The sequence below is a fragment of the Mycobacterium heidelbergense genome (genome assembly GCF_010730745.1).
Lineage (GTDB): Bacteria > Actinomycetota > Actinomycetes > Mycobacteriales > Mycobacteriaceae > Mycobacterium > Mycobacterium heidelbergense.
In genome coordinates this window covers 3,509,631-3,533,252 of the sequence record NZ_AP022615.1, presented here as the reverse complement: position 1 = coordinate 3,533,252, position 23,622 = coordinate 3,509,631, and the positions used below count along the sequence as shown (strand labels likewise).

At 65.5% G+C, this 23,622-nt stretch carries 18 protein-coding genes and 3 rRNA genes; 8 read left to right on the top strand and 13 right to left on the bottom strand.

Features of this window, described 5'->3' with window-relative positions:
- The first annotated feature begins 114 nt into the window (after nucleotides 1-114).
- Together G6N25_RS16650 and glgB are read left to right on the top strand one after the other, a co-directional pair.
- Nucleotides 115-2,211, top strand: coding sequence for an alpha-1,4-glucan--maltose-1-phosphate maltosyltransferase (locus G6N25_RS16650; protein WP_211278366.1), 2,097 nt, complete (start codon nucleotides 115-117; stop codon nucleotides 2,209-2,211).
- A gap of 6 nt (nucleotides 2,212-2,217) precedes the next feature.
- The gene (gene glgB / locus G6N25_RS16645) at nucleotides 2,218-4,413 is read left to right on the top strand and encodes a 1,4-alpha-glucan branching protein GlgB (protein WP_083073471.1); all 2,196 of its coding nucleotides are present in this window, start codon (nucleotides 2,218-2,220) and stop codon (nucleotides 4,411-4,413) included.
- A 12-nt stretch (nucleotides 4,414-4,425) separates the two neighbouring features.
- On the opposite strand, the gene G6N25_RS16640 is transcribed toward glgB, so the two are convergent.
- Both G6N25_RS16640 and G6N25_RS16635 read right to left on the bottom strand, forming a co-directional pair.
- Nucleotides 4,426-5,316, bottom strand: coding sequence for a tetratricopeptide repeat protein (locus tag G6N25_RS16640; RefSeq protein ID WP_083073472.1), 891 nt, complete (start codon nucleotides 5,314-5,316; stop codon nucleotides 4,426-4,428).
- 168 nt (nucleotides 5,317-5,484) lie between these two features.
- Nucleotides 5,485-6,666 carry an acetyl-CoA C-acetyltransferase gene (locus G6N25_RS16635; protein ID WP_083073473.1) on the bottom strand — a complete coding sequence of 394 codons (1,182 nt, stop codon included), beginning with the start codon at nucleotides 6,664-6,666 and terminating at the stop codon, nucleotides 5,485-5,487.
- A 79-nt stretch (nucleotides 6,667-6,745) separates the two neighbouring features.
- Between G6N25_RS16635 and mce the strand changes: the two genes are divergently transcribed.
- On the top strand, nucleotides 6,746-7,225 hold the full coding sequence (gene mce / locus G6N25_RS16630) for a methylmalonyl-CoA epimerase (RefSeq protein WP_083073474.1): 480 nt from the start codon (nucleotides 6,746-6,748) through the stop codon (nucleotides 7,223-7,225).
- Here the strand turns inward: mce and G6N25_RS16625 are convergent.
- On the bottom strand, nucleotides 7,222-7,512 hold the full coding sequence (locus G6N25_RS16625) for a hypothetical protein (RefSeq protein ID WP_083073475.1): 291 nt from the start codon (nucleotides 7,510-7,512) through the stop codon (nucleotides 7,222-7,224). The genes mce and G6N25_RS16625 overlap by 4 nt on opposite strands.
- A 22-nt stretch (nucleotides 7,513-7,534) precedes the next feature.
- Nucleotides 7,535-8,206, bottom strand: a complete 672-nt coding sequence (nucS, locus tag G6N25_RS16620) for an endonuclease NucS (protein WP_083073476.1) — start codon at nucleotides 8,204-8,206, stop codon at nucleotides 7,535-7,537.
- 45 nt (nucleotides 8,207-8,251) lie between these two features.
- Between nucS and G6N25_RS16615 the strand changes: the two genes are divergently transcribed.
- Nucleotides 8,252-9,856: an adenylate/guanylate cyclase domain-containing protein gene (locus G6N25_RS16615; protein WP_083073477.1), complete on the top strand. Its 1,605-nt coding sequence runs from the start codon at nucleotides 8,252-8,254 to the stop codon at nucleotides 9,854-9,856.
- Between the two features lie 51 nt (nucleotides 9,857-9,907).
- On the opposite strand, the gene G6N25_RS16610 is transcribed toward G6N25_RS16615, so the two are convergent.
- Nucleotides 9,908-10,276, bottom strand: coding sequence for a VOC family protein (locus G6N25_RS16610; RefSeq protein ID WP_083073550.1), 369 nt, complete (start codon nucleotides 10,274-10,276; stop codon nucleotides 9,908-9,910).
- A 63-nt stretch (nucleotides 10,277-10,339) separates the two neighbouring features.
- Here G6N25_RS16610 and G6N25_RS16605 point away from each other — a divergent pair, with 63 nt between their 5' ends.
- The 3 genes from G6N25_RS16605 to G6N25_RS16595 all read left to right on the top strand — a co-directional run bounded on the left by G6N25_RS16605 (nucleotide 10,340) and on the right by G6N25_RS16595 (nucleotide 12,870).
- Entirely contained in the window at nucleotides 10,340-10,798 is a 459-nt protein-coding gene (locus tag G6N25_RS16605) for a MarR family winged helix-turn-helix transcriptional regulator (RefSeq protein ID WP_083073478.1), read from the top strand.
- A gap of 96 nt (nucleotides 10,799-10,894) precedes the next feature.
- Nucleotides 10,895-12,382 (top strand): DNA-3-methyladenine glycosylase 2 family protein, encoded by a 1,488-nt coding sequence (locus G6N25_RS16600; RefSeq protein WP_083073479.1) that lies wholly within the window; start codon nucleotides 10,895-10,897, stop codon nucleotides 12,380-12,382.
- The gene (locus G6N25_RS16595) at nucleotides 12,379-12,870 is read left to right on the top strand and encodes a methylated-DNA--[protein]-cysteine S-methyltransferase (protein ID WP_083073480.1); all 492 of its coding nucleotides are present in this window, start codon (nucleotides 12,379-12,381) and stop codon (nucleotides 12,868-12,870) included. The genes G6N25_RS16600 and G6N25_RS16595 overlap by 4 nt, the downstream gene beginning before the upstream one ends.
- A 121-nt stretch (nucleotides 12,871-12,991) precedes the next feature.
- Here the strand turns inward: G6N25_RS16595 and rrf are convergent.
- The 4 genes from rrf to murA form a co-directional block, all read right to left on the bottom strand.
- A 5S ribosomal RNA gene (rrf, locus tag G6N25_RS16590) occupies nucleotides 12,992-13,105 on the bottom strand.
- A gap of 95 nt (nucleotides 13,106-13,200) precedes the next feature.
- Nucleotides 13,201-16,291, bottom strand: a 23S ribosomal RNA gene (locus G6N25_RS16585).
- Between the two features lie 290 nt (nucleotides 16,292-16,581).
- Nucleotides 16,582-18,101, bottom strand: a 16S ribosomal RNA gene (locus G6N25_RS16580).
- Together the 16S, 23S and 5S rRNA genes form the textbook arrangement of a ribosomal RNA operon.
- 303 nt (nucleotides 18,102-18,404) lie before the next feature.
- Entirely contained in the window at nucleotides 18,405-19,658 is a 1,254-nt protein-coding gene (gene murA, locus G6N25_RS16575) for a UDP-N-acetylglucosamine 1-carboxyvinyltransferase (RefSeq protein WP_083073481.1), read from the bottom strand.
- Nucleotides 19,659-19,728: 70 nt separating this feature from the next.
- On the opposite strand from murA, the gene G6N25_RS16570 reads away from it, so the two are divergent.
- Nucleotides 19,729-20,301, top strand: coding sequence for a cob(I)yrinic acid a,c-diamide adenosyltransferase (locus tag G6N25_RS16570; protein WP_083073551.1), 573 nt, complete (start codon nucleotides 19,729-19,731; stop codon nucleotides 20,299-20,301).
- 91 nt (nucleotides 20,302-20,392) lie between these two features.
- Here the strand turns inward: G6N25_RS16570 and G6N25_RS16565 are convergent, their stop codons facing one another.
- The 4 genes from G6N25_RS16565 to G6N25_RS16550 are packed head-to-tail and all read right to left on the bottom strand — an operon-like array spanning nucleotide 20,393 to nucleotide 23,617.
- On the bottom strand, nucleotides 20,393-20,836 hold the full coding sequence (locus G6N25_RS16565) for a DUF2550 domain-containing protein (RefSeq protein ID WP_083073482.1): 444 nt from the start codon (nucleotides 20,834-20,836) through the stop codon (nucleotides 20,393-20,395).
- 6 nt (nucleotides 20,837-20,842) lie between these two features.
- Nucleotides 20,843-21,208, bottom strand: a complete 366-nt coding sequence (locus tag G6N25_RS16560; protein WP_083073483.1) for a F0F1 ATP synthase subunit epsilon — start codon at nucleotides 21,206-21,208, stop codon at nucleotides 20,843-20,845.
- Nucleotides 21,209-21,235: 27 nt separating this feature from the next.
- Nucleotides 21,236-22,696, bottom strand: coding sequence for a F0F1 ATP synthase subunit beta (atpD, locus tag G6N25_RS16555; RefSeq protein WP_083073484.1), 1,461 nt, complete (start codon nucleotides 22,694-22,696; stop codon nucleotides 21,236-21,238).
- A 24-nt stretch (nucleotides 22,697-22,720) separates the two neighbouring features.
- Complete coding sequence (locus G6N25_RS16550) at nucleotides 22,721-23,617, bottom strand: F0F1 ATP synthase subunit gamma (RefSeq protein ID WP_083073485.1); 897 nt, start codon at nucleotides 23,615-23,617, stop codon at nucleotides 22,721-22,723.
- Nucleotides 23,618-23,622: the final 5 nt, after the last annotated feature.

Here is a 23,622-nt window from a genome sequence, read left to right as displayed (position 1 = left end):
TAGGGTGGGTAGCGGGTAGTCATTGGTGTTTGGCCGCACACAATCGGAACACCCCGGCGACGATTGCGGCCCGAGGAGCGGGCCGAGGAGCCGGGTAAGTCGAACGGAGTGGTCGTGACCGGTCGTGTCGAGATCGACAACGTCGCGCCCGTCGTGTCCTGCGGCGCGTATCCCGCCAAGGCCGTGGTCGGTGAGGTCGTCCCGGTCAGCGCGGCGGTATGGCGGGAGGGTCACGAGGCCGTCGCGGCGACGCTGGTCGTGCGCTACCTCGGGCCGCGCTATCCGCAGGCGGCCGAGATACGCCGGATCAAGGCGGTTCAGGCCCCCGAGCGGCCGGCGCGCGCGCTCGAGGCCGGCGCCGACGAGCGGCAGCGGGTCAAGCCGTTGCTGCTTACCATGGCGGAGGGGCAGGAGCCCTACGTGTTCCACGGTCAGTTCACCCCGGACCGCGTCGGGCTCTGGACTTTTCGGGTCGACGGGTGGGGTGACCCCATTCACTCCTGGCGGCACGGCCTGGTTGCCAAGCTGGACGCCGGGCAGGGCGAGACGGAGCTGTCCAACGATCTGCTGGTCGGGGCTTCGCTGTTCGAACGCGCCGCGGCGGGCGTGCCGCGCGCCCAGCGCGATCCGCTGCTGGCCGCCGCCGCGGCGTTGCGGACTCCCGGGGATCCGGTGACCCGCACCGCGCTGGCCCTGGCTCCCGACATCGAGGAACTCCTGGCGAACTACCCGTTGCGCGATCTGGTCACCCGGGGCCAACAGTACGGGGTCTGGGTGGATCGGCCGCTGGCCCGCTTCGGCTCGTGGTACGAGATGTTTCCGCGCTCGACCGGCGGGTGGGACGCCGACGGCAGGCCCGTGCACGGCACCTTCGCCACGGCGGCCGCGCAGCTTCCGCGCATCGCCGCGATGGGGTTCGACGTCGTCTACCTGCCGCCGATCCACCCGATCGGCAAGGTACACCGCAAGGGCCCCAACAACTCCCCCACCGCCGCCCCGACGGATGTGGGTTCCCCGTGGGCGATCGGCAGCGACGAGGGCGGCCACGACGCCATTCACCCGGCCCTGGGCACGATCGACGACTTCGACGACTTCGTCGCCGCGGCGCGGGATCTGGGCATGGAGGTGGCGCTGGACCTGGCGCTGCAATGCGCGCCGGATCATCCGTGGGCCCGCGAACACCGCCAGTGGTTCACCGAATTGCCGGACGGAACGATCGCCTATGCGGAGAACCCGCCGAAGAAGTACCAGGACATCTATCCGCTCAACTTCGACAACGACCCCGCGGGCCTCTACGACGAGGTGCTGCGCGTCGTCCGGCACTGGATCGACCACGGCGTCAAGTTCTTTCGGGTCGACAATCCCCACACCAAGCCGCCCGACTTCTGGGCGTGGCTGATCGCTCAGGTGAAAGACACCGACCCCGACGTGCTCTTCCTGTCCGAGGCGTTCACCCCGCCGGCCCGCCAGTACGGCCTGGCCAAGCTGGGCTTCACGCAGTCGTACTCCTACTTCACCTGGCGCACGGCCAAGTGGGAACTCACCGAATTCGGCAACGACATCGCCGCCCTCGCCGACTTTCGCCGGCCGAACCTGTTCGTCAACACCCCCGACATCCTGCACGCGGTATTGCAGCACGACGGCCCGGGCATGTTCGCCATCCGCGCGGCGCTGGCGGCGACCATGGGTCCGGCCTGGGGCGTGTACTCCGGCTACGAGCTGTTCGAGCACCGCGCGATACGGGAGGGCAGCGAGGAGTACCTGGATTCCGAGAAGTACGAATTGCGGCCACGCGACTACGCGGGCGCCCTCGCCGAGGGCAGGTCACTCGAGCCTTTCATCACACAGCTCAACACGATTCGCCGCCTGCATCCCGCGCTGCAACAGCTGCGCACGATCCATTTCCACGGCGTGGACAACGACGCGCTGCTGGCCTACAGCAAGTTCGACCCGGCCACCGGCGACTGCGTGTTGGTGGTGGTGACGCTCAACGCCTTCGCGCCCGAAGAGGCGACCCTGTGGTTAGACATGGCGGCGCTGGGTATGGAGCCCTACGAACGGTTCTGGGTGCGCGACGAGATCACCGGCCAGGAATACCAATGGGGGCAGGCAAATTACGTTCGCATCGATCCCGGGCGTGCGGTCGCCCACATCATCAACATGCCGCTCATACCGTACGAATCCCGAACCACGCTGCTGCGCAGGAGGTGAGTTGTTGTGAGCCGAGCCGACCAACTCGCCGGAGCGGACCTGGCGCCCGACCCCTCGGACCTGGCGCGCCTGGTGGCCGGTGCACACCACAACCCGCACGGCATCCTCGGCGCCCACGAGTACGGCGACCGCACGGTCATCCGGGCGTTTCGACCGCACGCGCGCGAGGTCGTCGCGCTCGTCGGTGGCGATCGGTTCCCGTTGCGGCACATCGAATCCGGCCTGTTCGCCGTGGCGCTACCGTTCGCGAACCTGATCGACTACCGGCTGGAGGTGACCTACGCGGGTTCTGGCCCCCACGTCGTCGCCGACGCGTACCGCTTCCTGCCCACCCTGGGCGAGGTCGACCTTCATCTCTTCAACGAGGGCCGCCACGAGCGGCTCTGGGACGTCCTTGGCGCCCATCCACGCTCGTTCACCACGGCCGACGGCGTCGTCAACGGCGTGTCGTTCGCCGTGTGGGCGCCCAACGCCAAGGGCGTCAGCCTGATCGGTGAGTTCAACGGGTGGACCGGCGACGAGGCGCCCATGCGGGTGCTGGGCTCCTCCGGAGTATGGGAGTTGTTCTGGCCCGGTTTCCCGGCGGACGGGCTGTACAAGTTCCGCGTGCACGGCGCCGACGGCGTCGTGACCGAGCGGGCCGACCCGTTCGCCTTCGCGACCGAGGTGCCGCCGCACACCGCGTCGCGAGTGACGCGCAGCAGATACGTTTGGGAGGACGCCGACTGGATGGCGCGGCGCGCGCGGCGCAACCCGGTGTTCGAGCCGATGAGCACCTACGAGGTCCATCTGGGCTCGTGGCGCCCCGGACTCGACTACCGACAGCTCGCCCGCGAGCTGACGGATTATGTTGTGGAACACGGGTTTACGCATGTGGAGCTGCTGCCGGTCGCTGAGCATCCGTTCGCCGGGTCCTGGGGATACCAGGTCACGTCGTACTACGCGCCGACATCGCGGTTCGGCGCGCCGGACGATTTCCGGGCGCTGGTCGACGCCCTGCACCGGGCAGGCATCGGGGTCATCGTGGACTGGGTGCCCGCGCACTTCCCGAAAGACGCGTGGGCGCTGGGGCGTTTCGACGGCACCCCGCTATACGAGCATTCCGATCCCAAACGCGGGGAGCAACTCGACTGGGGCACTTACGTGTTCGACTTCGGCCGCGCGGAAGTGCGCAATTTCCTGGTGGCCAACGCGCTGTATTGGCTCGAGGAGTTCCACGTTGACGGCCTTCGCGTGGACGCCGTCGCGTCGATGCTGTACCTGGACTACTCGCGGCCCGTGGGGGGCTGGACCCCGAACGTCTACGGTGGGCGGGAGAACCTGGAGGCCGTGCAGTTCCTGCAGGAGATGAACGCCACGGCACACAAGGCGGCGCCGGGCATCGTCACGATCGCCGAGGAGTCGACGTCGTGGCCCGGCGTGACGCGCCCGACAAACCTTGGCGGCCTGGGCTTTTCGATGAAGTGGAACATGGGCTGGATGCACGACACGCTGGACTACATCAGCCGCGATCCGATCTACCGCAGCTACCACCACCACGAGATGACGTTCTCGATGCTGTACGCGTTCAGCGAGAACTACGTGCTGCCGATCAGCCACGACGAGGTGGTGCACGGCAAGGGCACGCTGTGGGGGCGGATGCCGGGCAACAACCACGTCAAGGCCGCCGGGCTGCGCAGCCTGCTCGCCTATCAATGGGCGCACCCGGGCAAGCAGCTGTTGTTCATGGGCCAGGAATTCGGCCAGCGCGCCGAATGGTCCGAGCAGCGCGGGTTGGATTGGTGGCAGCTCGACGAGCAGGGTTTTTCCAACGGGATTCTGCGCCTCGTGCGCGACATCAACGACATCTACCGCACTCACCCGGCGCTGTGGAGCCAGGACACCACTCCCGAGGGTTATTCCTGGATCGACGCCAACGACTCCGCCAACAACGTGCTGAGTTTCCTGCGGTACGGAAGCGACGGCTCGGTCATGGCCTGCGTGTTCAATTTCGCGGGTTCCGAACACGGCGGCTACCGTCTGGGCCTGCCGTCGACCGGCCGCTGGCGCGAGGTGCTCAACACCGACGCGACCGTCTACAACGGGTCGGGAATCGGCAACCTCGGCGGCGTCGACGCCACCGAGGACCCGTGGCATGGGCGGCCGGCCTCCGCGGTGCTGGTCCTGCCCCCCACGTCGGCGTTGTGGTTGGCGCCCGCGTAGCGCGAGCGGGTCTCAGTAGAGGGCGTTGGCGAGGTTGCGCCGACCGACGACGACCTCGGGGTCGGCGGGGTCGAAAAGCTCGAACAGCTCGATCAATCGGGTGCGCACCCGGGTGCGCTCGTCACCAGATGTGCCGCGCACCAAGGCAATCAGGCGCTCGAACGCCCCGCTCACGTCGTGGTTGAGGATTTGCACATCGGCGGCCGCCAAGGCGGCGTCGACGTCCCCCGGCGCGGCATCGGCCATGGCGACCGCGTCCGGGCTCTGTGCGATCGCGCGCGTGAGGAAGCCGATCCGGTGCAGCGCGGCCTTCGCCTCGACGCTGCCGGGATCGGCGTCCAGGATCGCCTGATACGACTTTTCGGCGGCGCCGAGCTCGCCGGCCTCCAGCTGTTGGCGGGCCCGCGCCAGCTCCGGATCGGCTTCCGCGGCCCCTTCGGAATCGCCGGGGCCCCGAAGCTTCCCGGCTGTCGCGGAAAGCAATTGGTCCACCCACTGGCGCATCTGATCGGGCGGCAGGAGGCCCTGGAAGCTGGACAGCGGCTGGCCGGCGGCCAGCGCCACGACGGTGGGCACCGCTTCGACGCCGAATATCTGGGCGACCCTGGGGGTCGCGTCGACGTTGACCGTCGCCAGCGACCACGCGCCGTTGTCCTCGGCGGCCATGCCGGACAGCGCCTCAACCAGCTGAACGCAGGCGTCGCTGCGCGGCGACCACAGCAGCACCACGACCGGCACTTCGTCGGACCGGATCAGCACCTCGGATTCGAAGTTGGCTTCGGTGACCTCCGTTGTGCCGGCGGGACCACCCGCCGAGGCCTTCTGCTGGGCTCGCTGCTTGAGACCGGACAGGTCGACCGCACCGGCCAGCGCGGGCCCGATCGAGGATCGCGGACGCGTCACGCCGTCAAGTTTGTCATGCGCGCCGGCTACCGATCCACCCGGTGGCACGGACGCCCTTGCGGGGCGAGCCCCGCCCGAAGGATCGGCCGACAGCGCCGTGATCGGCCAATATGACCTAAATCACAAGCGGTCGGCCGGTTACCTGCCAGCAACGCCGTTCGAGCCCGGCTAACCGGCGCGCAGGATCAGCGCGTCGCCCTGGCCCCCGGCCCCACACAGGGCGGCGACGCCGTAACCGGAGCCGCGGCGCGCCAGTTCCAGCGCCACGTGCAGCGTGATTCTGGCTCCCGACATGCCGATCGGATGCCCGACCGCGATCGCGCCGCCGTTGACGTTGACGATCCCGGGGTCCACGCCGAGCTCGCGCGTCGACGCCAGCGCCACCGCCGCGAACGCCTCGTTGATCTCCACGACGTCGAGCTGATCGACGGAGATGCCCTCGCGGCCGAGCGCCTTCTTGATCGCGTTGGCCGGCTGCGACTGCAACGTCGAATCCGGCCCGGCCACAACGCCATGGGCGCCGATCTCGGCCAGCCACGAAAGCCCCAGCTCCCGCGCCTTGTCCTTGTTCATCACCACGACCGCCGCCGCGCCGTCGGAAATCTGGGACGCCGAGCCGGCGGTGATGGTGCCGTCGCGGCGGAACGCCGGCTTGAGACCGGCCAGGGACTCGGCGGTGGTGTTGGCGCGGATCCCCTCGTCCTCGGTGAACTGCAGCGGATCGCCCTTGCGCTGTGGGATGTTCACCGGCACCACCTCGTCGGCGAAGACGCCGTCCTTCCACGCCGCGGCGGCCTTCTGGTGCGACCGGGCGGCGAACTCGTCCTGTTCGGCACGGGTGAACCTGTCGACGTCGTTGCGCTGCTCGGTGAGCGCGCCCATCGGCTGGTCGGTGAACACGTCGTGCAGGCCGTCGTAGGCCATGTGGTCCAGAACCGTGACGTCGCCGTACTTGTAGCCGGCCCGGCTGTCCATCAGCAGGTGGGGCGCCCTCGTCATGGACTCCTGGCCGCCGGCCACCACCACGTCGAACTCCCCGGCGCGGATGAGCTGGTCGGCCAGCGCGATGGCGTCGATACCCGACAGGCACATCTTGTTGATCGTCAGCGCCGGCACGTCCCAGCCGATGCCGGCGGCCACGGCCGCCTGGCGCGCCGGCATCTGGCCGGCCCCGGCCGTCAGCACCTGCCCCATGATCACGTACTCGACCAGCGAGGGCGCCACGTTGGCCTTCTCCAGCGCGCCGGCGATCGCGATGGCACCCAGATCGCTGGCCGAAAAGTCCTTCAGCGAACCCATCAACCTGCCGATGGGCGTCCGCGCTCCAGCAACGATCACCGATGTCGTCATCACTACCTCCTAGGCCCCCGGACCGCCGATTCCGCCTCCCGGCGACGCGCGTTCCCTGCCGTCAGGTTACCGTTGTGGGGTGACGACCGATCAAGTTGATGCCCGTCAGATCCTGGCCTCCTCACTGGTGACGGCGATCGATCACGTCGGCATCGCGGTCGCCGACCTGGACGCCGCCATCGCCTGGTACCACGACCACCTCGGCATGATCCTGGTGCACGAGGAGGTCAACGACGACCAGGGAATCCGCGAAGCCATGCTGGCCGTGCGCGGCGCGCCGACCGGCACCGCGCAGATCCAGTTGATGGCGCCGATCGACGACACCTCGGTGATCGCGAAGTTCCTCGACAAGCGCGGGCCCGGCATCCAGCAGCTGGCGGTTCGAGTCAGCGATCTCGACGGCCTCTGCGAGCGACTTCGCGCGCAAGGCGTCCGGCTGACCTATGACGCGCCCCGGCGCGGCACGGCGAACTCGCGAATCAACTTCATCCACCCCAAGGACGCGGGCGGGGTCCTGATCGAGCTGGTCGAACCGGCCTCGGAAAACCCGCGGAACTAGGACCACTTTCGGGTCGGGCCGCGCGTGGCGCGGTTGGCCCAGCACGTGGTGTGCCAATGTCGCCGGTCGTCCGGCCCCTGCCGCAGGCCGGTCGGCCACACCACCACATGCGCGGTGCCCGAACGGATTTCGTGGTCGCAGCCGGGACAACGATAGGTCTTGACCGCGCGGGCGGCGGCGACCGGGTGCACCTCGTACTCCTGGCCGTCGGGCCCGGTTTCCACCCGGCGCAACACCGGCGGCAGCGATACCGGCCGCCGGTGCGGCGGTGTGCGGCGCCGAGCCATGCCGCTAGTGTAAGCGGGCGCGTCAGAACAGCCGGTACTCGTCGCTGTCCATTCCCCGCATCTTGTCGTAATCCAATGTGACGCAACGGATCCCGCGGTCGGTGGCCAGGGTGCGGGCCTGCGGTTTGATCTGCTGCGCGGCGAAGATCCCCTTCACCGGGGCGAGAACGCTGTCGCGGTTGAGCAGTTCGAGATAGCGGGTGAGCTGCTCGACCCCGTCGATCTCGCCGCGCCGCTTGATTTCCACCGCGACCGAGCCGCCCCGTTCGTCGCGACACAACAGATCGACGGGCCCGATCGCGGTCATGTACTCGCGGCGCACCAACGTGTATCCCTCGCCCAGCAGCCCGACGTGCTCGGCGAGCAACGCCTGCAGGTGCGCCTCGACGCCGTCCTTCACCAACCCGGGATCGACGCCGAGGTCGTGGCTCGAGTCGTGCTCGATCTCCTCCACGGTGATCCGCAGCTGCTCGCCCGCCTTGTTCTCGACGACCCACACCGGCGCCTGGCCGTCGAGGTCTTCCGTCAACCAGCACGGGGGACTCATCCAGTTCAGCGGCTTGTAGGCGCGGTCGTCGGCGTGGACGCTGACCGACCCGTCGGCCTTGAACAGCAGCAACCTGCGTGCCGACGGCAGGTGCGCGGTGAGCCGGCCGACGTAGTCGACGGTGCATTGGGCGATGACGAGACGCACCCGACTCACCTTAAAGCGTGACCGACAAATTAGGCTGGCGCCACGATGTTGGCCAACCAGAGGATGGCGCAACGCCTCGGCCGGGTGCTGGAGAGGGTGACCCGTCAGAGCGGTCGACTGCCGGACACCCCCGCGTTCGGTTCGCTGCTGCTGGGCGAAGTGTCGGAAAGCCAGCGACGTCGGCGCATACGCATCCAGGTCATCCTGACCGTTCTCGTCCTGGGGACCAACCTGATCGGCATCGGCTTCGTTCTGCTGTTCGCGTCGGTCGCCGTCCCTCAGCCCAGCGTGTTCGACGCACCGCGGTGGATCACATTCGCGGCAATCCCGGCATATCTTGCGGTCGCCTTGGCGGTGGGCATCTATTGGATTACCCGGCGCACTGTGATGGCACTGCGGTGGGCGATCGAGGGTCGCAAACCCAGCCGCATCGACGAGCGGAACACCTTCATGGCGCCGTGGCGAATCGCGATCGTCGACCTCGTGTTGTGGGGGGTCGGAGCGGTACTCTCGACGATTCTCTACGGCATGGTCAACACCATGTTCATCCCGCGGTTCCTGGTCGGAGTGTCCTTTTGCGGGGTGTTGGTTGCCACCGGCAGTTACCTGCTCGCCGAGTTCGCGCTGCGGCCGGTAGCCGCTCAGGCGCTCGAAGCGGGAAAGCCACCGCGGCGGCTGACCGCCGGTCTCATGGGCCGAACCATGATGGTCTGGTTCCTGAGCACGGGCGTGCCCGTCATCGGCATCGCCTTACTGGTGATCTTCGAGATCCTGTGGCGGAATCTGACCGAAACCCAGTTCGCGGTCGGCGTGCTGATCGTGTCGTCGGCCACGCTGATCTTCGGTTGCATCCTGATGTGGATCCTGGCGTGGCTGACGGCGACGCCGGTGCGGGTGGTGCGCGCGGCCCTCCAGCGCGTCGAACGCGGCGATTTGCGCGGCGACCTGGTGGTGTTCGACGGGACGGAGCTCGGCGAGCTGCAGCGCGGTTTCAACGCGATGGTCGACGGCCTGCGGGAGCGGGAACGCGTGCGCGACCTTTTCGGCCGGCACGTCGGGCGCGAAGTGGCCCTGGCCGCCGAACGCGAGCGGCCCAAGTTGGGCGGCGAAGAACGCCATGTCGCCGTCGTCTTCATCGATATCGTCGGCTCCACGCAATTGGTGACCAGCCAACCGCCGGCCGACGTCGTCGCCCTGCTCAACCGGTTCTTTGCGATCGTCGTCGACGAGGTGGACCGCCGGCGCGGGCTGGTCAACAAGTTCGAGGGTGACGCGTCGCTGGCCATCTTCGGGGCCCCCAACCGTCTCGACTCGCCCGAAGGCGAGGCGCTGGCCGCCGCGCGGGCCATTGCCGCACGGCTTGCCGGCGAGATGTGCGAGCTGGACGCCGGCATCGGCGTGGCGGCCGGCCAGGTCGTCGCCGGCAATGTGGGCGCCAAGGAGCGGTTCGAATACACCGTGATCGGCGAGCCCGTCAACGAGGCCGCGCGCCTGTGCGAGCTGGCCAAGTCGCGCCCGGGGAGGTTGCTCGCGACGGCCGACGCGCTCGCCGGCGCGAGCGAAAGCGAGCGTGCCCGTTGGTCTTTGGGTGAGACCGTGACCCTTCGCGGGCACGAGCGTCCCATCCGGCTGGCCTCGCCGGCGCCGTAGCTCATCGCGTCACGTACGAGGCCTGCGGATCGTCCGGTGGCGTTTTTCCGATCAGGCGCCGTCGTGGAGCGTGACCCGGTAGCCATCGGGGTCGGCGAAGGTGAATGTCCGACCGAAGGGGCCGTCGATCGGTGCGGAGACGATGGTGTGACCGTCGGCGACGAGAGCATCGTGGATGGCCTGGACGTCGGTGGCGTGCAGCCAGATCGCGGCACCGATGCCGGGCTGAGCAACGGATGCGAGGTCGGTGCCGGGAACGACGTCGCGGAGCGCGAACGCGATCGGCTTCGTCTCGAAGACGACGGCGTGCGGAGGCCCGGCCTGCGAGCGGACGAGGCCCAGGTACTGCTCGTAGAACGCCCGCGAAGCGTCGAGGTCGCGCGCTTGGAGCGAGATGAAGTCGGGGCCGGTGGCGGGCATGATGGTGCTCCTTTCTTTCATGTCAGTTTTCTGACACAGATCAACCTATGTCAGAATACTGACATGAGTCAAGACGGTGTCGGCATCGACCTGAAGACGTCACTGGGCTACCTGCTGAAAGAGGCGTCGAGCGCCCTTCGCGCGGCCATGGAAGAGGTACTGCGGCCGCTCGGGATGAGCGTGACGCACTACTCCTGCCTCGAGCTGCTGGCTCAACGACCGGGCTTGTCGAACTCCGAGCTCGCGCGGGGCGCGTTCGTGACACGGCAGACGATGAACGTGCTGCTCCAAACCCTGGAACGAGACGGCTACGTGACCAGGCCGGCGGAGGCACCCGTCGGGAAGGCCCTTCCGACGCGGCTCACACCTCGCGGCCGCCGGAGCCTCGAGAAGGCGTCGGCGGCGGTCCGGTCCGTCGAGATCAGAATGCTGGCCGGCCTGACCGAGACCGAGCAGTCGGACGCGTTCCGGATCCTGCAGAGCATGATCCATTCCCTGCGCGAGGGCGACGGCGGCGCATAGCTAGTTCCCCGGGGCACGTGTCGTCGCGCCGGCACGCGCCACCATCATGTCGTTTTTCCGCCAGTTTTGTCGGTGGCCGGGTGTAAGTGTTGAAGCGTGCACGACGATTTCGAACGCTGCTACCGGGCCGTCCAGTCCAAGGACGCCCGGTTCGACGGCTGGTTCGTCACCGCGGTCTTGACGACCCGGATCTATTGCCGGCCGAGTTGTCCTGTGCGGCCGCCGTTCGCGCGCAACGTCCGCTTCTATCCGACCGCGGCGGCAGCGCAGCGGGCGGGGTTCCGGGCGTGCAAGCGGTGCCGTCCGGACGCGTCACCGGGATCTCCCGAATGGAACGTGCGCGGTGACGTCGTCGCGCGGACGATGCGGCTGATCGCCGACGGCACGGTGGACCGAGAGGGCGTGGGCGGCCTTGCGGTGCACCTCGGTTACACCGCGCGCCAGCTGGAGCGGCTTCTGCAGGCCGAGGTCGGCGCCGGTCCGCTCGCCCTGGCCCGCGCGCAACGAGCCCAGACCGCCCGGGTGCTGATCGAGACGACGGACCTGCCGTTCGGCGACGTCGCGTTCGCCGCCGGATTCTCGAGCATCCGTCAGTTCAACGACACGGTGCGGCTGGTGTTCGAAAGCACCCCGACGGCGCTGCGCAACCGCGCCACCGTCCGGCCCGTGTCGGACGCCAATTCGCCGGGGGCGGTTCGTCTTCGGCTTCCGGTACGCACACCGTTCGCCTACGAGGGCGTCTTCGGCCATCTGGCGGCGGGCGTCGTGCCCGGCTGCGAGGAGGTCCGCGACGGCGCATACCGACGCAGCCTGCGGCTTCCTTGTGGGACGGCCGTGGTCAGCCTGACACCGGCCGTCGATCACGTCCGGTGCCAGCTCGTCCTCGACGACTTCCGCGACCTCACGACCGCGATCGCCCGCTGCCGGCGGCTGCTGGACCTCGATTCCGACCCCGAGGCGGTGGTCGACGCGCTGGCCACCGACCCCCACCTTGGCCCGGTGGTCAAAAAGGCGCCCGGGCAACGGATTCCGCGGACGGTCGACGAGGCCGAGCTGGCCGTGCGCGCGGTGCTGGGCCAACAGGTTTCGACCAAAGCCGCCAGCACCCACGCGGGCAGGCTGGTCGCCGCCTACGGGCAGCCGGTGCGCGATCCCGATGGCGCGCTGACCCATACCTTCCCGTCGGTCGAGCAACTCGCCGACGTCGACCCGATCCATGTGGCGGTTCCCCGGGCCCGACGGCGGACGATGAGCGCCCTGATCGCGGGGCTCGCGGACGGCAGCGTCGTCCTGGACGCCGGCAGCGATTGGGAGAGCGCCCGCGACCAGCTGCTGGCCCTGCCCGGGGTCGGCCCGTGGACCGCGGAGGTGATCGCCATGCGCGCCCTCGGTGACCCGGACGCCTTCCCCGCCAGCGACCTCGGCCTTCGACTGGCCGCCGGGCAGGTCGGTTTGCCTACGGCGCAACGCAATCTCATCGACCACAGCACACGGTGGCGCCCCTGGCGTTCCTATGTCACCCAACACCTGTGGACCACCCTCGAGCATCCGGTAAACCGTTGGCCGCCAAAGGAGGTCGCATGATCCACTACCGCACGATCGACAGCCCGATCGGACCGCTGACCCTGGCCGGGCGCGACTCGGTGCTGACGAATCTGCGGATGGTCGACCAGACCTACGAACCGAGCCGCGCCGACTGGTCGCCCGATCCGGGGGCGTTTGGCGACGCCGTCGAGCAACTCACCGCCTATTTCGCCGGCGAGCTCAGCGACTTCGACCTCGACCTCGACCTGCGCGGGACCGAATTCCAGCGGCGAGTGTGGAGGGCGCTGCTGACAATCCCGTACGGGGAAACCAGATCCTACGGGGAAATCGCCGAACAGATCGGCGCCCCGGGTTCCGCGCGCGCCGTGGGATTGGCCAACGGCCACAATCCCATCGCGATCGTCGTTCCCTGCCATCGCGTGATCGGGGCCAGCGGCAGCCTCACCGGCTACGGCGGCGGGCTCGAGCGAAAGCGGGCCCTGCTCGAACTGGAGAGGCAACGCGCGAATTTGACGCTATTCGACTGAGGTCCCGGCGTCGAGCGTGCACAGTTGTCCGCTCGTAACGGCGTGTCGCCGTACAAACACGCACGCTGGCGACTGATGAGCATGCAAAAACACCCCCGTTGCCGGGGGTGTTTTTGTGTATGTTCGGCGGTGTCCTACTTTTCCACCCGGATTGGGCAGTATCATCGGCGCTGACAGGCTTAGCTTCCGGGTTCGGAATGGGACCGGGCGTTTCCCTGTCGCTGTGGCCGCCGTAACTCTATTACGGAAACACTATTCATTTTGGTTGTTCTGGTGGGGGGGTGCGGTGTTCTACGCCTTGCGGCGTTGACGGATGTGGTTGCGATGTGTGTTGGTAAGTTTTCGGCCGGTTAGTGCCAGTTCCCTGCGCCCATTACTGAGCTTCCAGGTCTGGCCTATCGATCCCATGTTCTGTGGGGGGCCTTATCCCTCTAAAAGGGTGAGAAACCTGATCTTGGAGAAGGTTTCCCGCTTAGATGCTTTCAGCGGTTATCCTGTCCGAACGTGGCTATCCAGCGGTGCCCCTGGTGGGACAACTGGTGGACCAGAGGTTCGTCCGTCCCGGTCCTCTCGTACTAGGGACAGGTTTCCTCAAGTTTCTGACGCGCGCGGCGGATAGAGACCGAACTGTCTCACGACGTTCTAAACCCAGCTCGCGTGCCGCTTTAATGGGCGAACAGCCCAACCCTTGGGACCTGCTCCAGCCCCAGGATGCGACGAGCCGACATCGAGGTGCCAAACCATCCCGTCGATATGGACTCTTGGGGAAGATCAGCCTGTTATCCCCGGGGTACCTTTTATCCGTTGAGCGACACCCCTTCCACTCAGAGGTGCCGGATCACTAATCCCGACTTTCGTCCCTGCTTGACGTGTAGGTCTCGCAGTCAAGCTCCCTTGTGCATTTACACTCAACACCTGATTGCCGTCCAGGTTGAGGGAACCTTTGGGCGCCTCCGTTACATTTTAGGAGGCAACCGCCCCAGTTAAACTACCCGCCAGGCACTGTCCGTGAACCGGATATACGGTTCGACGTTAGGTGTCCAATACGATCAGAGTGGTATTTCAACAACGACTCCGCCCCAACTGGCGTTGAGGTTTCACAGTCTCCCACCTATCCTACACAAACCGTACCGAACACCAATACCAAGTTGTAGTGAAGGTCCCGGGGTCTTTTCGTCCTGCCGCGCGTAACGAGCATCTTTACTCGTAGTGCAATTTCGCCGAGTCTATGGTTGAGACAGTCGAGAAGTCGTTACGCCATTCGTGCAGGTCGGAACTTACCCGACAAGGAATTTCGCTACCTTAGGATGGTTATAGTTACCACCGCCGTTTACTGGGGCTTAAATTCTCCGCTTCACCCTTGCGGGTTAACGGGTCCTCTTAACCTTCCAGCACCGGGCAGGCGTCAGTCCGTATACATCGTCTTGCGACTTCGCACGGACCTGTGTTTTTAGTAAACAGTCGCTTCTCGCTGGTTTCTGCGACCGGATCCCGCTCCCAGCGCAAGGCTGTTCACGGTGTTCCGGTCCCCCTTCTCCCGAAGTTACGGGGGCATTTTGCCGAGTTCCTTAACCATAGTTATCTCGTACGCCTCGGTATGCTCTACCTGACCACCTGTGTCGGTTTGGGGTACGGGCCGTGTGTGTGCTCGCTAGAGGCTTTTCTTGGCAGCTGAGGATCACCGAATTCGCCTCAAACGGCTATGCATCACCTCTCAGGATTAATGAGCGACGGATTTGCCTATCGCTCTCCCTACAGGCTTGCCCCAGTATTACCACTGACTGGTACGGCTACCTTCCTGCGTCACCCCATCGCTTGACTACTACCAGCGAAGGTCCCACGCAGCCCCGAAACTCCGCGCCCCCGAAGGGGCATGGTCGATCCGGTTTTGGGTGGTTAGTACCGCTGATTCATCACGGGCGCCCACACACGGGTACGGGAATATCAACCCGTTGTCCATCGACTACGCCTGTCGGCCTCGCCTTAGGTCCCGACTCACCCTGGGCGGACTGGCCTGGCCCAGGAACCCTTGGTCTTTCGGCGGGCAAGGTTCTCACTTGCCTTATCGCTACTCATGCCTGCATTCTCACTCCCCCACCCTCCACCACCGGTCACCCAGTGGCTTCGCAGAATGAGGGACGCTCCCCTACCCAACCTTGCGGTTGCCGCGGCTTCGGCGGTGTGCTTGAGCCCCGCTACATTATCGGCGCACAATCACTTGACCAGTGAGCTATTACGCACTCTTTCAAGGGTGGCTGCTTCTAAGCCAACCTCCTGGTTGTCTCTGCGACTGCACATCCTTTTCCACTTAGCACACGCTTAGGGGCCTTAGCCGGCGATCTGGGCTGTTTCCCTTTCGACGTACGGAGCTTATCCCCCGCCGTCTCACTGCCACGCTGTACACCACGGCATTCGGAGTTTGGCTGACGTCAGTAACCTAGTAGGGCCCATCGGCCATCCAGTAGCTCTACCTCCGTGGTGAATCACGCAACGCTGCACCTAAATGCATTTCGGGGAGAACCAGCTATCACGGAGTTTGATTGGCCTTTCACCCCTACCCACAACTCATCCCCTCAGTCTTCAACCTAAGTGGGTTCGGGCCTCCACGCGGTCTTACCCGCGCTTCACCCTGGCCATGGGTAGATCACTCCGCTTCGGGTCCAGAACACGCCACTGAATCGCCCTATTCAGACTCGCTTTCGCTGCGGCTACCCCACACGGGTTAACCTTGCGACGTGTCCCTGACTCGCAGGCTCATTCTTCAAAAGGCACGCCATCACCCCATAAAGAGGCTCTGACGGATTGTAGGCACACGGTTTCAGGTACTATTTCACTCCCCTCCCGGGGTACTTTTCACCATTCCCTCACGGTACTAATCCGCTATCGGTCATCGAGAAGTATTTAGGCTTACCGGGTGGTCCCGGCAGATTCACAGCAGATTCCACGGGCCCGCTGCTACTCGGGAGTTGATACAAGGCAGGTGCCGGGTTTTCGCGTACCGGGCTCTCACCGTCTACGGCAGACCATCCCAGGCCATTTCCGCTAACCACGACACTTTCTGACTGCCCCTCAGCCAGGTAGAGCTGAGACGTATCAATCCCACAACCCCGCACACACAACCCCTACCCGGTTACCCATGCGTGCGGTTTAGCCATGTTCCGCGTTCGCTCGCCACTACTGACGGAATCACAATTGTTTTCTTCTCCTACGGGTACTGAGATGTTTCACTTCCCCGCGTTCCCTCCCGCACCCTATATATTCAGATGCGGGTAACACGACATCACTCGTGCTGGGTTTCCCCATTCGGAAATCCTCGGATCAACGCTCGGTTGACAGCTCCCCGAGGCATATCGCAGCCTCCCACGTCCTTCATCGGCTCTCGATGCCAAGGCATCCACCATGCGCCCTTAAGCACTTACTAACACAAAAACCAAAGAAAAATTACACATTTTAATGAATCCGCCACCGCCCCGATACTCGGAGGGCAACGCATTCATTTAGATGCTCGCAACCACTATCCAGTTCTCAAACACCACACCCCACCACCAAGATGGAGGGACAACCACTCGAACAACCCGAGTGTTGTCTCAGGGCCCAATAGTGTGTCTGGCAATCATTTGCTGTTGCGCACCCGGCCCTCGCCCACTACAGGCGAGAACCCCGCACGGCTTGCACCCCACCAATTGGGGTGCTTTTCGTGGTGCTCCTTAGAAAGGAGGTGATCCAGCCGCACCTTCCGGTACGGCTACCTTGTTACGACTTCGTCCCAATCGCCGATCCCACCTTCGACAGCTCCCTCCCAAAGGGTTAGGCCACTGGCTTCGGGTGTTACCGACTTTCATGACGTGACGGGCGGTGTGTACAAGGCCCGGGAACGTATTCACCGCAGCGTTGCTGATCTGCGATTACTAGCGACTCCGACTTCACGGGGTCGAGTTGCAGACCCCGATCCGAACTGAGACCGGCTTTAAAAGGATTCGCTTAACCTTGCGGCATCGCAGCCCTTTGTACCGGCCATTGTAGCATGTGTGAAGCCCTGGACATAAGGGGCATGATGACTTGACGTCATCCCCACCTTCCTCCGAGTTGACCCCGGCAGTCTCTCACGAGTCCCCGGCATTACCCGCTGGCAACATGAGACAAGGGTTGCGCTCGTTGCGGGACTTAACCCAACATCTCACGACACGAGCTGACGACAGCCATGCACCACCTGCACACAGGCCACAAGGGAACCGACATCTCTGCCGGCGTCCTGTGCATGTCAAACCCAGGTAAGGTTCTTCGCGTTGCATCGAATTAATCCACATGCTCCGCCGCTTGTGCGGGCCCCCGTCAATTCCTTTGAGTTTTAGCCTTGCGGCCGTACTCCCCAGGCGGGGTACTTAATGCGTTAGCTACGGCACGGATCCCAAGGAAGGAAACCCACACCTAGTACCCACCGTTTACGGCGTGGACTACCAGGGTATCTAATCCTGTTCGCTCCCCACGCTTTCGCTCCTCAGCGTCAGTTACTGCCCAGAGACCCGCCTTCGCCACCGGTGTTCCTCCTGATATCTGCGCATTCCACCGCTACACCAGGAATTCCAGTCTCCCCTGCAGTACTCCAGTCTGCCCGTATCGCCCGCACGCCGAGGGTTAAGCCCCCGGTTTTCACGAACAACGCGACAAACCACCTACGAGCTCTTTACGCCCAGTAATTCCGGACAACGCTCGCACCCTACGTATTACCGCGGCTGCTGGCACGTAGTTGGCCGGTGCTTCTTCTGCAGGTACCGTCACTTGCGCTTCGTCCCTGCTGAAAGAGGTTTACAACCCGAAGGCCGTCATCCCCCACGCGGCGTCGCTGCATCAGGCTTGCGCCCATTGTGCAATATTCCCCACTGCTGCCTCCCGTAGGAGTCTGGGCCGTATCTCAGTCCCAGTGTGGCCGGACACCCTCTCAGGCCGGCTACCCGTCGTCGCCTTGGTAGGCCGTCACCCCACCAACAAGCTGATAGGCCGCGGGCCCATCCCACACCGCAAAAGCTTTCCACCACAAGGCATGCGCCTCGAGGTCCTATTCGGTATTAGACCCAGTTTCCCAGGCTTATCCCGATGTGCAGGGCAGATTACCCACGTGTTACTCACCCGTTCGCCACTCGAGTATCTCCGAAGAGACCTTTCCGTTCGACTTGCATGTGTTAAGCACGCCGCCAGCGTTCGTCCTGAGCCAGGATCAAACTCTCCAAACAAAAACCCCTCGATAACGAGGTGAATTTACAATCAGAGAAAATCTGACCTAACAAAAAGACACCAAAACTGGCATCTAGATAAATTGCGACCACACCCATACACGGGGAGTGCTAGGTGTAGTCAAAAAACAACAACAAAATAAAAAGACCAAACACACTATTGAGTTCTCAAACAACACTCTTGCTTATTTTCGCCCGCTTTGGGGCAACCCTGCCAGCTTAATACAGATCCGGTAGGGGAGTCAAGCCCCGGTTTCGGTCATCTTCGCGTGGTGACCGCGCCTGTTGGGCATTACCTGGCGACTACTCTACCCGCTCGATCTCCGCTCCCAAAACGGCCAGGTTCTCGACGAATAACGGGTAGCCGCGGTCGATGTGGAAGACGTCGTGGACCTCGGTGTCGCCGTCGGCGACCAGCCCGGCGAGCACCAACCCGGCGCCGGCCCGGATGTCCGAACACCACACCGGGGCGCTGGAGAGTTGCGGGAGACCCCGCACGACGGCGTGGTGCCCGTCGGTGCGGGCGTCGGCGCCGAGCCGGATCATCTCTTCGACGAACCGGAAGCGCGCCTCGAACACGTTCTCCGTGATCATCGACGTGCCGTCGGCGATCGACGCCAGGGCGATGGCCATCGGCTGCAAATCGGTCGGAAACCCGGGGAAGGGCAACGTCGCGACGTTGACGGCCTTCGGGCGCTCGTACTGCGTCACCCGGAAGCTGTCGTCGGTCTGGGTGACGGTCGCGCCCGCGTCGTGCAGCTTGTGCAGCACCACCTGGAGGTGCGCCGGGTCGGCACCCTTCACCGAGATGTCGCCGCGGGTGATGGCGGCGGCGATGCCCCAGGTGGCGGCGACGATGCGGTCCCCGATGACGCGGTGCTCGGTCGGGTACAGCCGCGGGACGCCGGTGATGGTCATGGTCGGCGAACCCGCGCCTTCGATCTGTGCGCCCATCTGGTTGAGCATCGTGCACAGATCGACGACGTCGGGTTCGCGCGCCGCGTTGTGAATCGTCGTGACGCCCTCGGCCACGACGGCGGCCATCAGGATGTTCTCGGTGGCCCCCACCGATGGAAACTCCAACTGAATCTCCGCGCCGCGCAACGCATCTGCCTCTGCGACCACACACCCGTGCTCGATATTGCAGTGCGCGCCGAGCTGCCGCAGGCCCGCCTGATGCATGTCGAGCGGACGCGAGCCGATCGCGTCACCGCCCGGAAGCGCGACCCTGGCCCGCTTGCACCGGCCGACCAGCGGGCCCAGCACGCAGACCGAGGCCCGGAACTGTCGCACCGCGGCGAAGTCCGCGTCGTACTTCGGCTCGTCGGGCGAGGTGATTCGGGCGACGTCGCCGTCGAGTTCGACGTTGGCGCCCAAACCCCGCAGCACCTCCGCCATCAGCGGCACATCGAGGATGTCGGGGCAGTTGGTGATCGTGCTGGTGCCCTCGGCCAGCAGCGTCGCGGCCATCAGCTTGAGCACGCTGTTCTTGGCGCCCCCTACAGCGACTTCGCCGGACAACCGGTTGCCGCCGGTCACCACGAATCGCTCAGCCACCCGCGTCAGTCTAGTGAAGCGCTTTGCGGTTGTCAGTCAGCCGAGTCGGCCGGCCGAGTACGGTTTGCTCATGGCAGTGCACCTGACCCGCATCTACACGCGGACCGGCGACGACGGGACGACGGGATTGAGCGATTTCTCCCGGGTCTCCAAAACCGATCTCCGGCTGGTGGCGTACGCGGATTGCGACGAGGCCAACTCCGCGATCGGCGTCGCGATCGCCCTCGGTCGGCCCGACGAGGAAGTCGCCGGTGTGCTGCGGCGGATTCAGAACGACCTGTTCGACGCCGGCGCGGACCTGTCGACCCCCGTGGTGGAAAATCCGAAGCATCCGCCGCTCCGCGTCGCCCAGGCCTACATCGATCGGCTCGAAAAATGGTGCGACACATACAACGAGCCCTTGCCGGCGCTGAATTCCTTTGTGCTGCCGGGTGGTTCGCCGCTATCGGCGCTGTTGCACGTCGCCCGCACCGTGGTGCGCCGGGCCGAGCGGTCGGCGTGGGCCGCGGTCGATGCCCACCCGGAAGGGGTCAGCGTGCTGCCGGCGAAATACCTGAACCGGCTCTCGGACCTGCTGTTCATCCTGGCGCGGGCGGCCAACCCCGGCGGGGATGTGCTCTGGCGACCGGGCGGCGACGAATAAGCCCCAAGCACTGCGCGAGCAGACGCAGACTCGCATAAATCCGGCCGGATTTATGCGAGTCTGCGTCTGCTCGCCGACCCTGCCGGTCCGGTCAGACGCTGCGACGGCGTGCGCGCGGCGAGGGACGGGATTCCAGCCAGGACAAGAACGCCGTCAACGCGCCCTTGTCGAGCGCGATCTCGTAGCCGGACCTGCGGTCCTGCGTCGTGTCGCGCAGCTCCAGCACGACGATCTCGTCGGTCATGATGTCGAACTCGTCGCCGCGCGGCGCACGTCGGGCAACGATCTCCACACCTCGGCGGCTGAGCCGGCGATCCGGCCACAACCGCAGGCTGGACAGCCGGTAGAAGGCGGCCTCGCCGCCGCGGTAGCGGATCACGCCGTGCCGCCAGCCGTGACCTCCGACCGCGGGGATGTCGCGCATGATCGCCGCGGTTCCGCCCTGGCGCAGCTTCCACAACCGATAACTCAGGGCGACGACGGCCGCCGCTAATACGACAACGAGCACGACCATGCCAACCATGGGCGCGCTCATCGGCGATTAGTCGATCGCGCCGACGGCGCGCAATCTGGCGCGTCCCCTGGCGGCGATGCGGGGATCGTCGGACTCGGAATCCTCCTTGGCGGCGGCCTCGTCGATCTCCGACTCGAACTCGGCGGATTCGGCCAGGATGCTGACCCTCTCCTCGGTCACCGACAAGAACCCGCCATCCACCGCGATCCGCAGGTCGTCCTCGCCGTCGCGTTCGACGCGCACCATGGCGTCGTCCACCAGCTGGGCCACCAGCGGGATGTGGCGGGGCAGGATGCCGATCTCGCCGACGGTGGTGCGGGTGAACAGGAACGTTGCCTCACCCGACCAGATCTTTCGGTCGACGGCGACGATCTCAACGTTCAATTCCGCCATGCCACACCACCTTTCGACTCGATGCTCTTACAGCTTGGCGCCGAGGCTCTCGGCCTTCTTGGCCAGGTCGTCGAGCCCGCCGATCAGGAAGAAGGCCTGCTCGGGCACGTGGTCGAACTCGCCCTTGCACAAGCGGTCGAACGCCTCGATGGTCTCCTTCAGCGGAACCGTCGAACCCGGCTGGCCGGTGAACTGTTCGGCCGCCATCATGTTCTGCGAGAGGAACCGCTCGATGCGCCGGGCCCGGTTGACCAACTGCTTGTCCTCCTCCGACAGCTCGTCGATACCGAGAATCGCGATGATGTCCTGAAGGTCCTTGTAGCGCTGCAGAACCCGGATGACTTCCTGCGCCACGCGGTAGTGCTCCTCACCGACGATGCTCGGGTCGAGGATGGTCGAGCTCGACGCCAGCGGGTCCACGGCCGGGAAGATGCCCTTGGAGAACACCGAACGCGACAGCTCGGTGGTCGCGTCCAGGTGCGCGAACGTCGTCGCCGGCGCCGGGTCGGTGTAGTCGTCGGCGGGCACGTACACGGCCTGCATCGAGGTGATCGACCGGCCCCGCGTCGAGGTGATGCGCTCCTGCAGCTCGCCCATCTCGTCGGCCAGCGTGGGCTGATACCCCACGGCCGACGGCATCCGACCGAGCAGCGTCGACACCTCCGAGCCGGCCTGGGTGAACCGGAAGATGTTGTCGATGAACAGCAGCACGTCCTGGCCCGCCTCGTCGCGGAACCACTCCGCCATGGTCAGGGCCGACAGCGCCACCCGCATGCGGGTGCCCGGCGGCTCGTCCATCTGACCGAACACCAGCGCGGTGTCCTTGAGGACGTTGGCTTCCTGAAGCTCCACCCAGAGGTCGTTGCCCTCGCGGGTGCGCTCCCCCACCCCGGCGAACACCGAAGTGCCACCGAAGTTTCGGGCGATGCGGTTGATCATCTCCTGGATGAGCACCGTCTTGCCCACCCCGGCGCCGCCGAACAGCGCGATCTTGCCGCCACGCACGTACGGGGTCAGCAGGTCGACGACCTTGAGGCCGGTCTCGAGCATCTCGGTGCGCGGCTCCAGCTCCTCGAACGGCGGCGGCTTGCGGTGAATCGACCAGTGCTCGAAGTCTTCTCCGTATCCCGGCTTGTCCAGGCAGTATCCCAGCGCGTTGAAGACGTGGCCCTTGACGTCTTGGCCGACCGGCACCGAGATCGAACTGCCGGTGTCGGTCACCTCGACGCCGCGCACCAGGCCGTCGGTGGGCTGCAGGGAGATGGTGCGCACCAGGTTGTCGCCCAGGTGCTGGGCCACCTCCAGGGTGAGCGTCTTCGCCAGCTCCTCGAAGGTGATTTCGGCGTGCAGCGCGTTGAACAGCTCGGGGACGGAACCCCGGGGGAACTCGACGTCGACGACGGGGCCGGTGACCCGGACCACGCGGCCGCTCGTGTCGGCGTCCTTCGACTTTGCGGTCTTTTCCGTGTTTTCAGTGGTGGCAGGCATCGTTTCTTTCGCTTCCTCGTGGTGCTACCTAGCGGCGGCGTCGGCGAGCGCGTTTGCGCCACCGACGATTTCGCTAATCTCCTGGGTGATCTGGGCCTGCCGCTCGCGGTTTGCCTCCAGCGTCAGGGCTTTGATGAGGTCGTCCGCGTTATCCGTTGCCGACTTCATCGCTCGTTGGCGCGACGCCAGCTCCGACGCCGCGGATTCCAGCAGCGCCGCGTACACGCGGGTGGTCACGTACCGCGGCAGCAACGACTCGAAGAGCGTCGTCGCATCCGGCTCGAACGAATACAGGGTGTGCAGGGCCTCGGGCTCCTCCGTGTATTCCACGACCATCGGCGCCATCCGATGGGCCACCGTGGACTGCGACAACATCGACTTGAATTCCGTGTAGACGATATGCAACTCGTCGACGCCCTCGTCGTCGCTGCCCCGCATGAACGCGTCGACCAGGGTGGAGGCGACCTCGGCCGCGTTCTCGTATGTCGGCTGCTCGGAGAAGCCGGTCCACGATTCGGTGATGTCCCAGTTGCGGAAACTGTAGTAGTTCAACGCCTTACGGCCGACGACGTACAGCACCGGAGCCTTGCCTTCGTCCCGCAGCAGCGAAAACAGCTCCTCGCTGCGACGGAAGACGCTGGAGTTGTACGCGCCGCACAGGCCACGATCGGAGGACACCACCAGCACGGCGGCCCGCTTCGGTTCGGGCCGCTCGACGAGCAACGGATGATCCAGCGCCGCCTCGCTGGACAGCGTGGTCAGCATCAGGGTGATCTCGGTCGCGTACGGGCGGGCGGACTGCAGTCGGGCCTGCGCCTTACCGATGCGCGAGGTCGCGATCAGCTCCTGGGCTTTGGTGATCTTCTTGATCGCGCCGGCGGAACGGATCCGCCCGCGCAATTCGCGAAGTGTGGCAGCCATCGGTC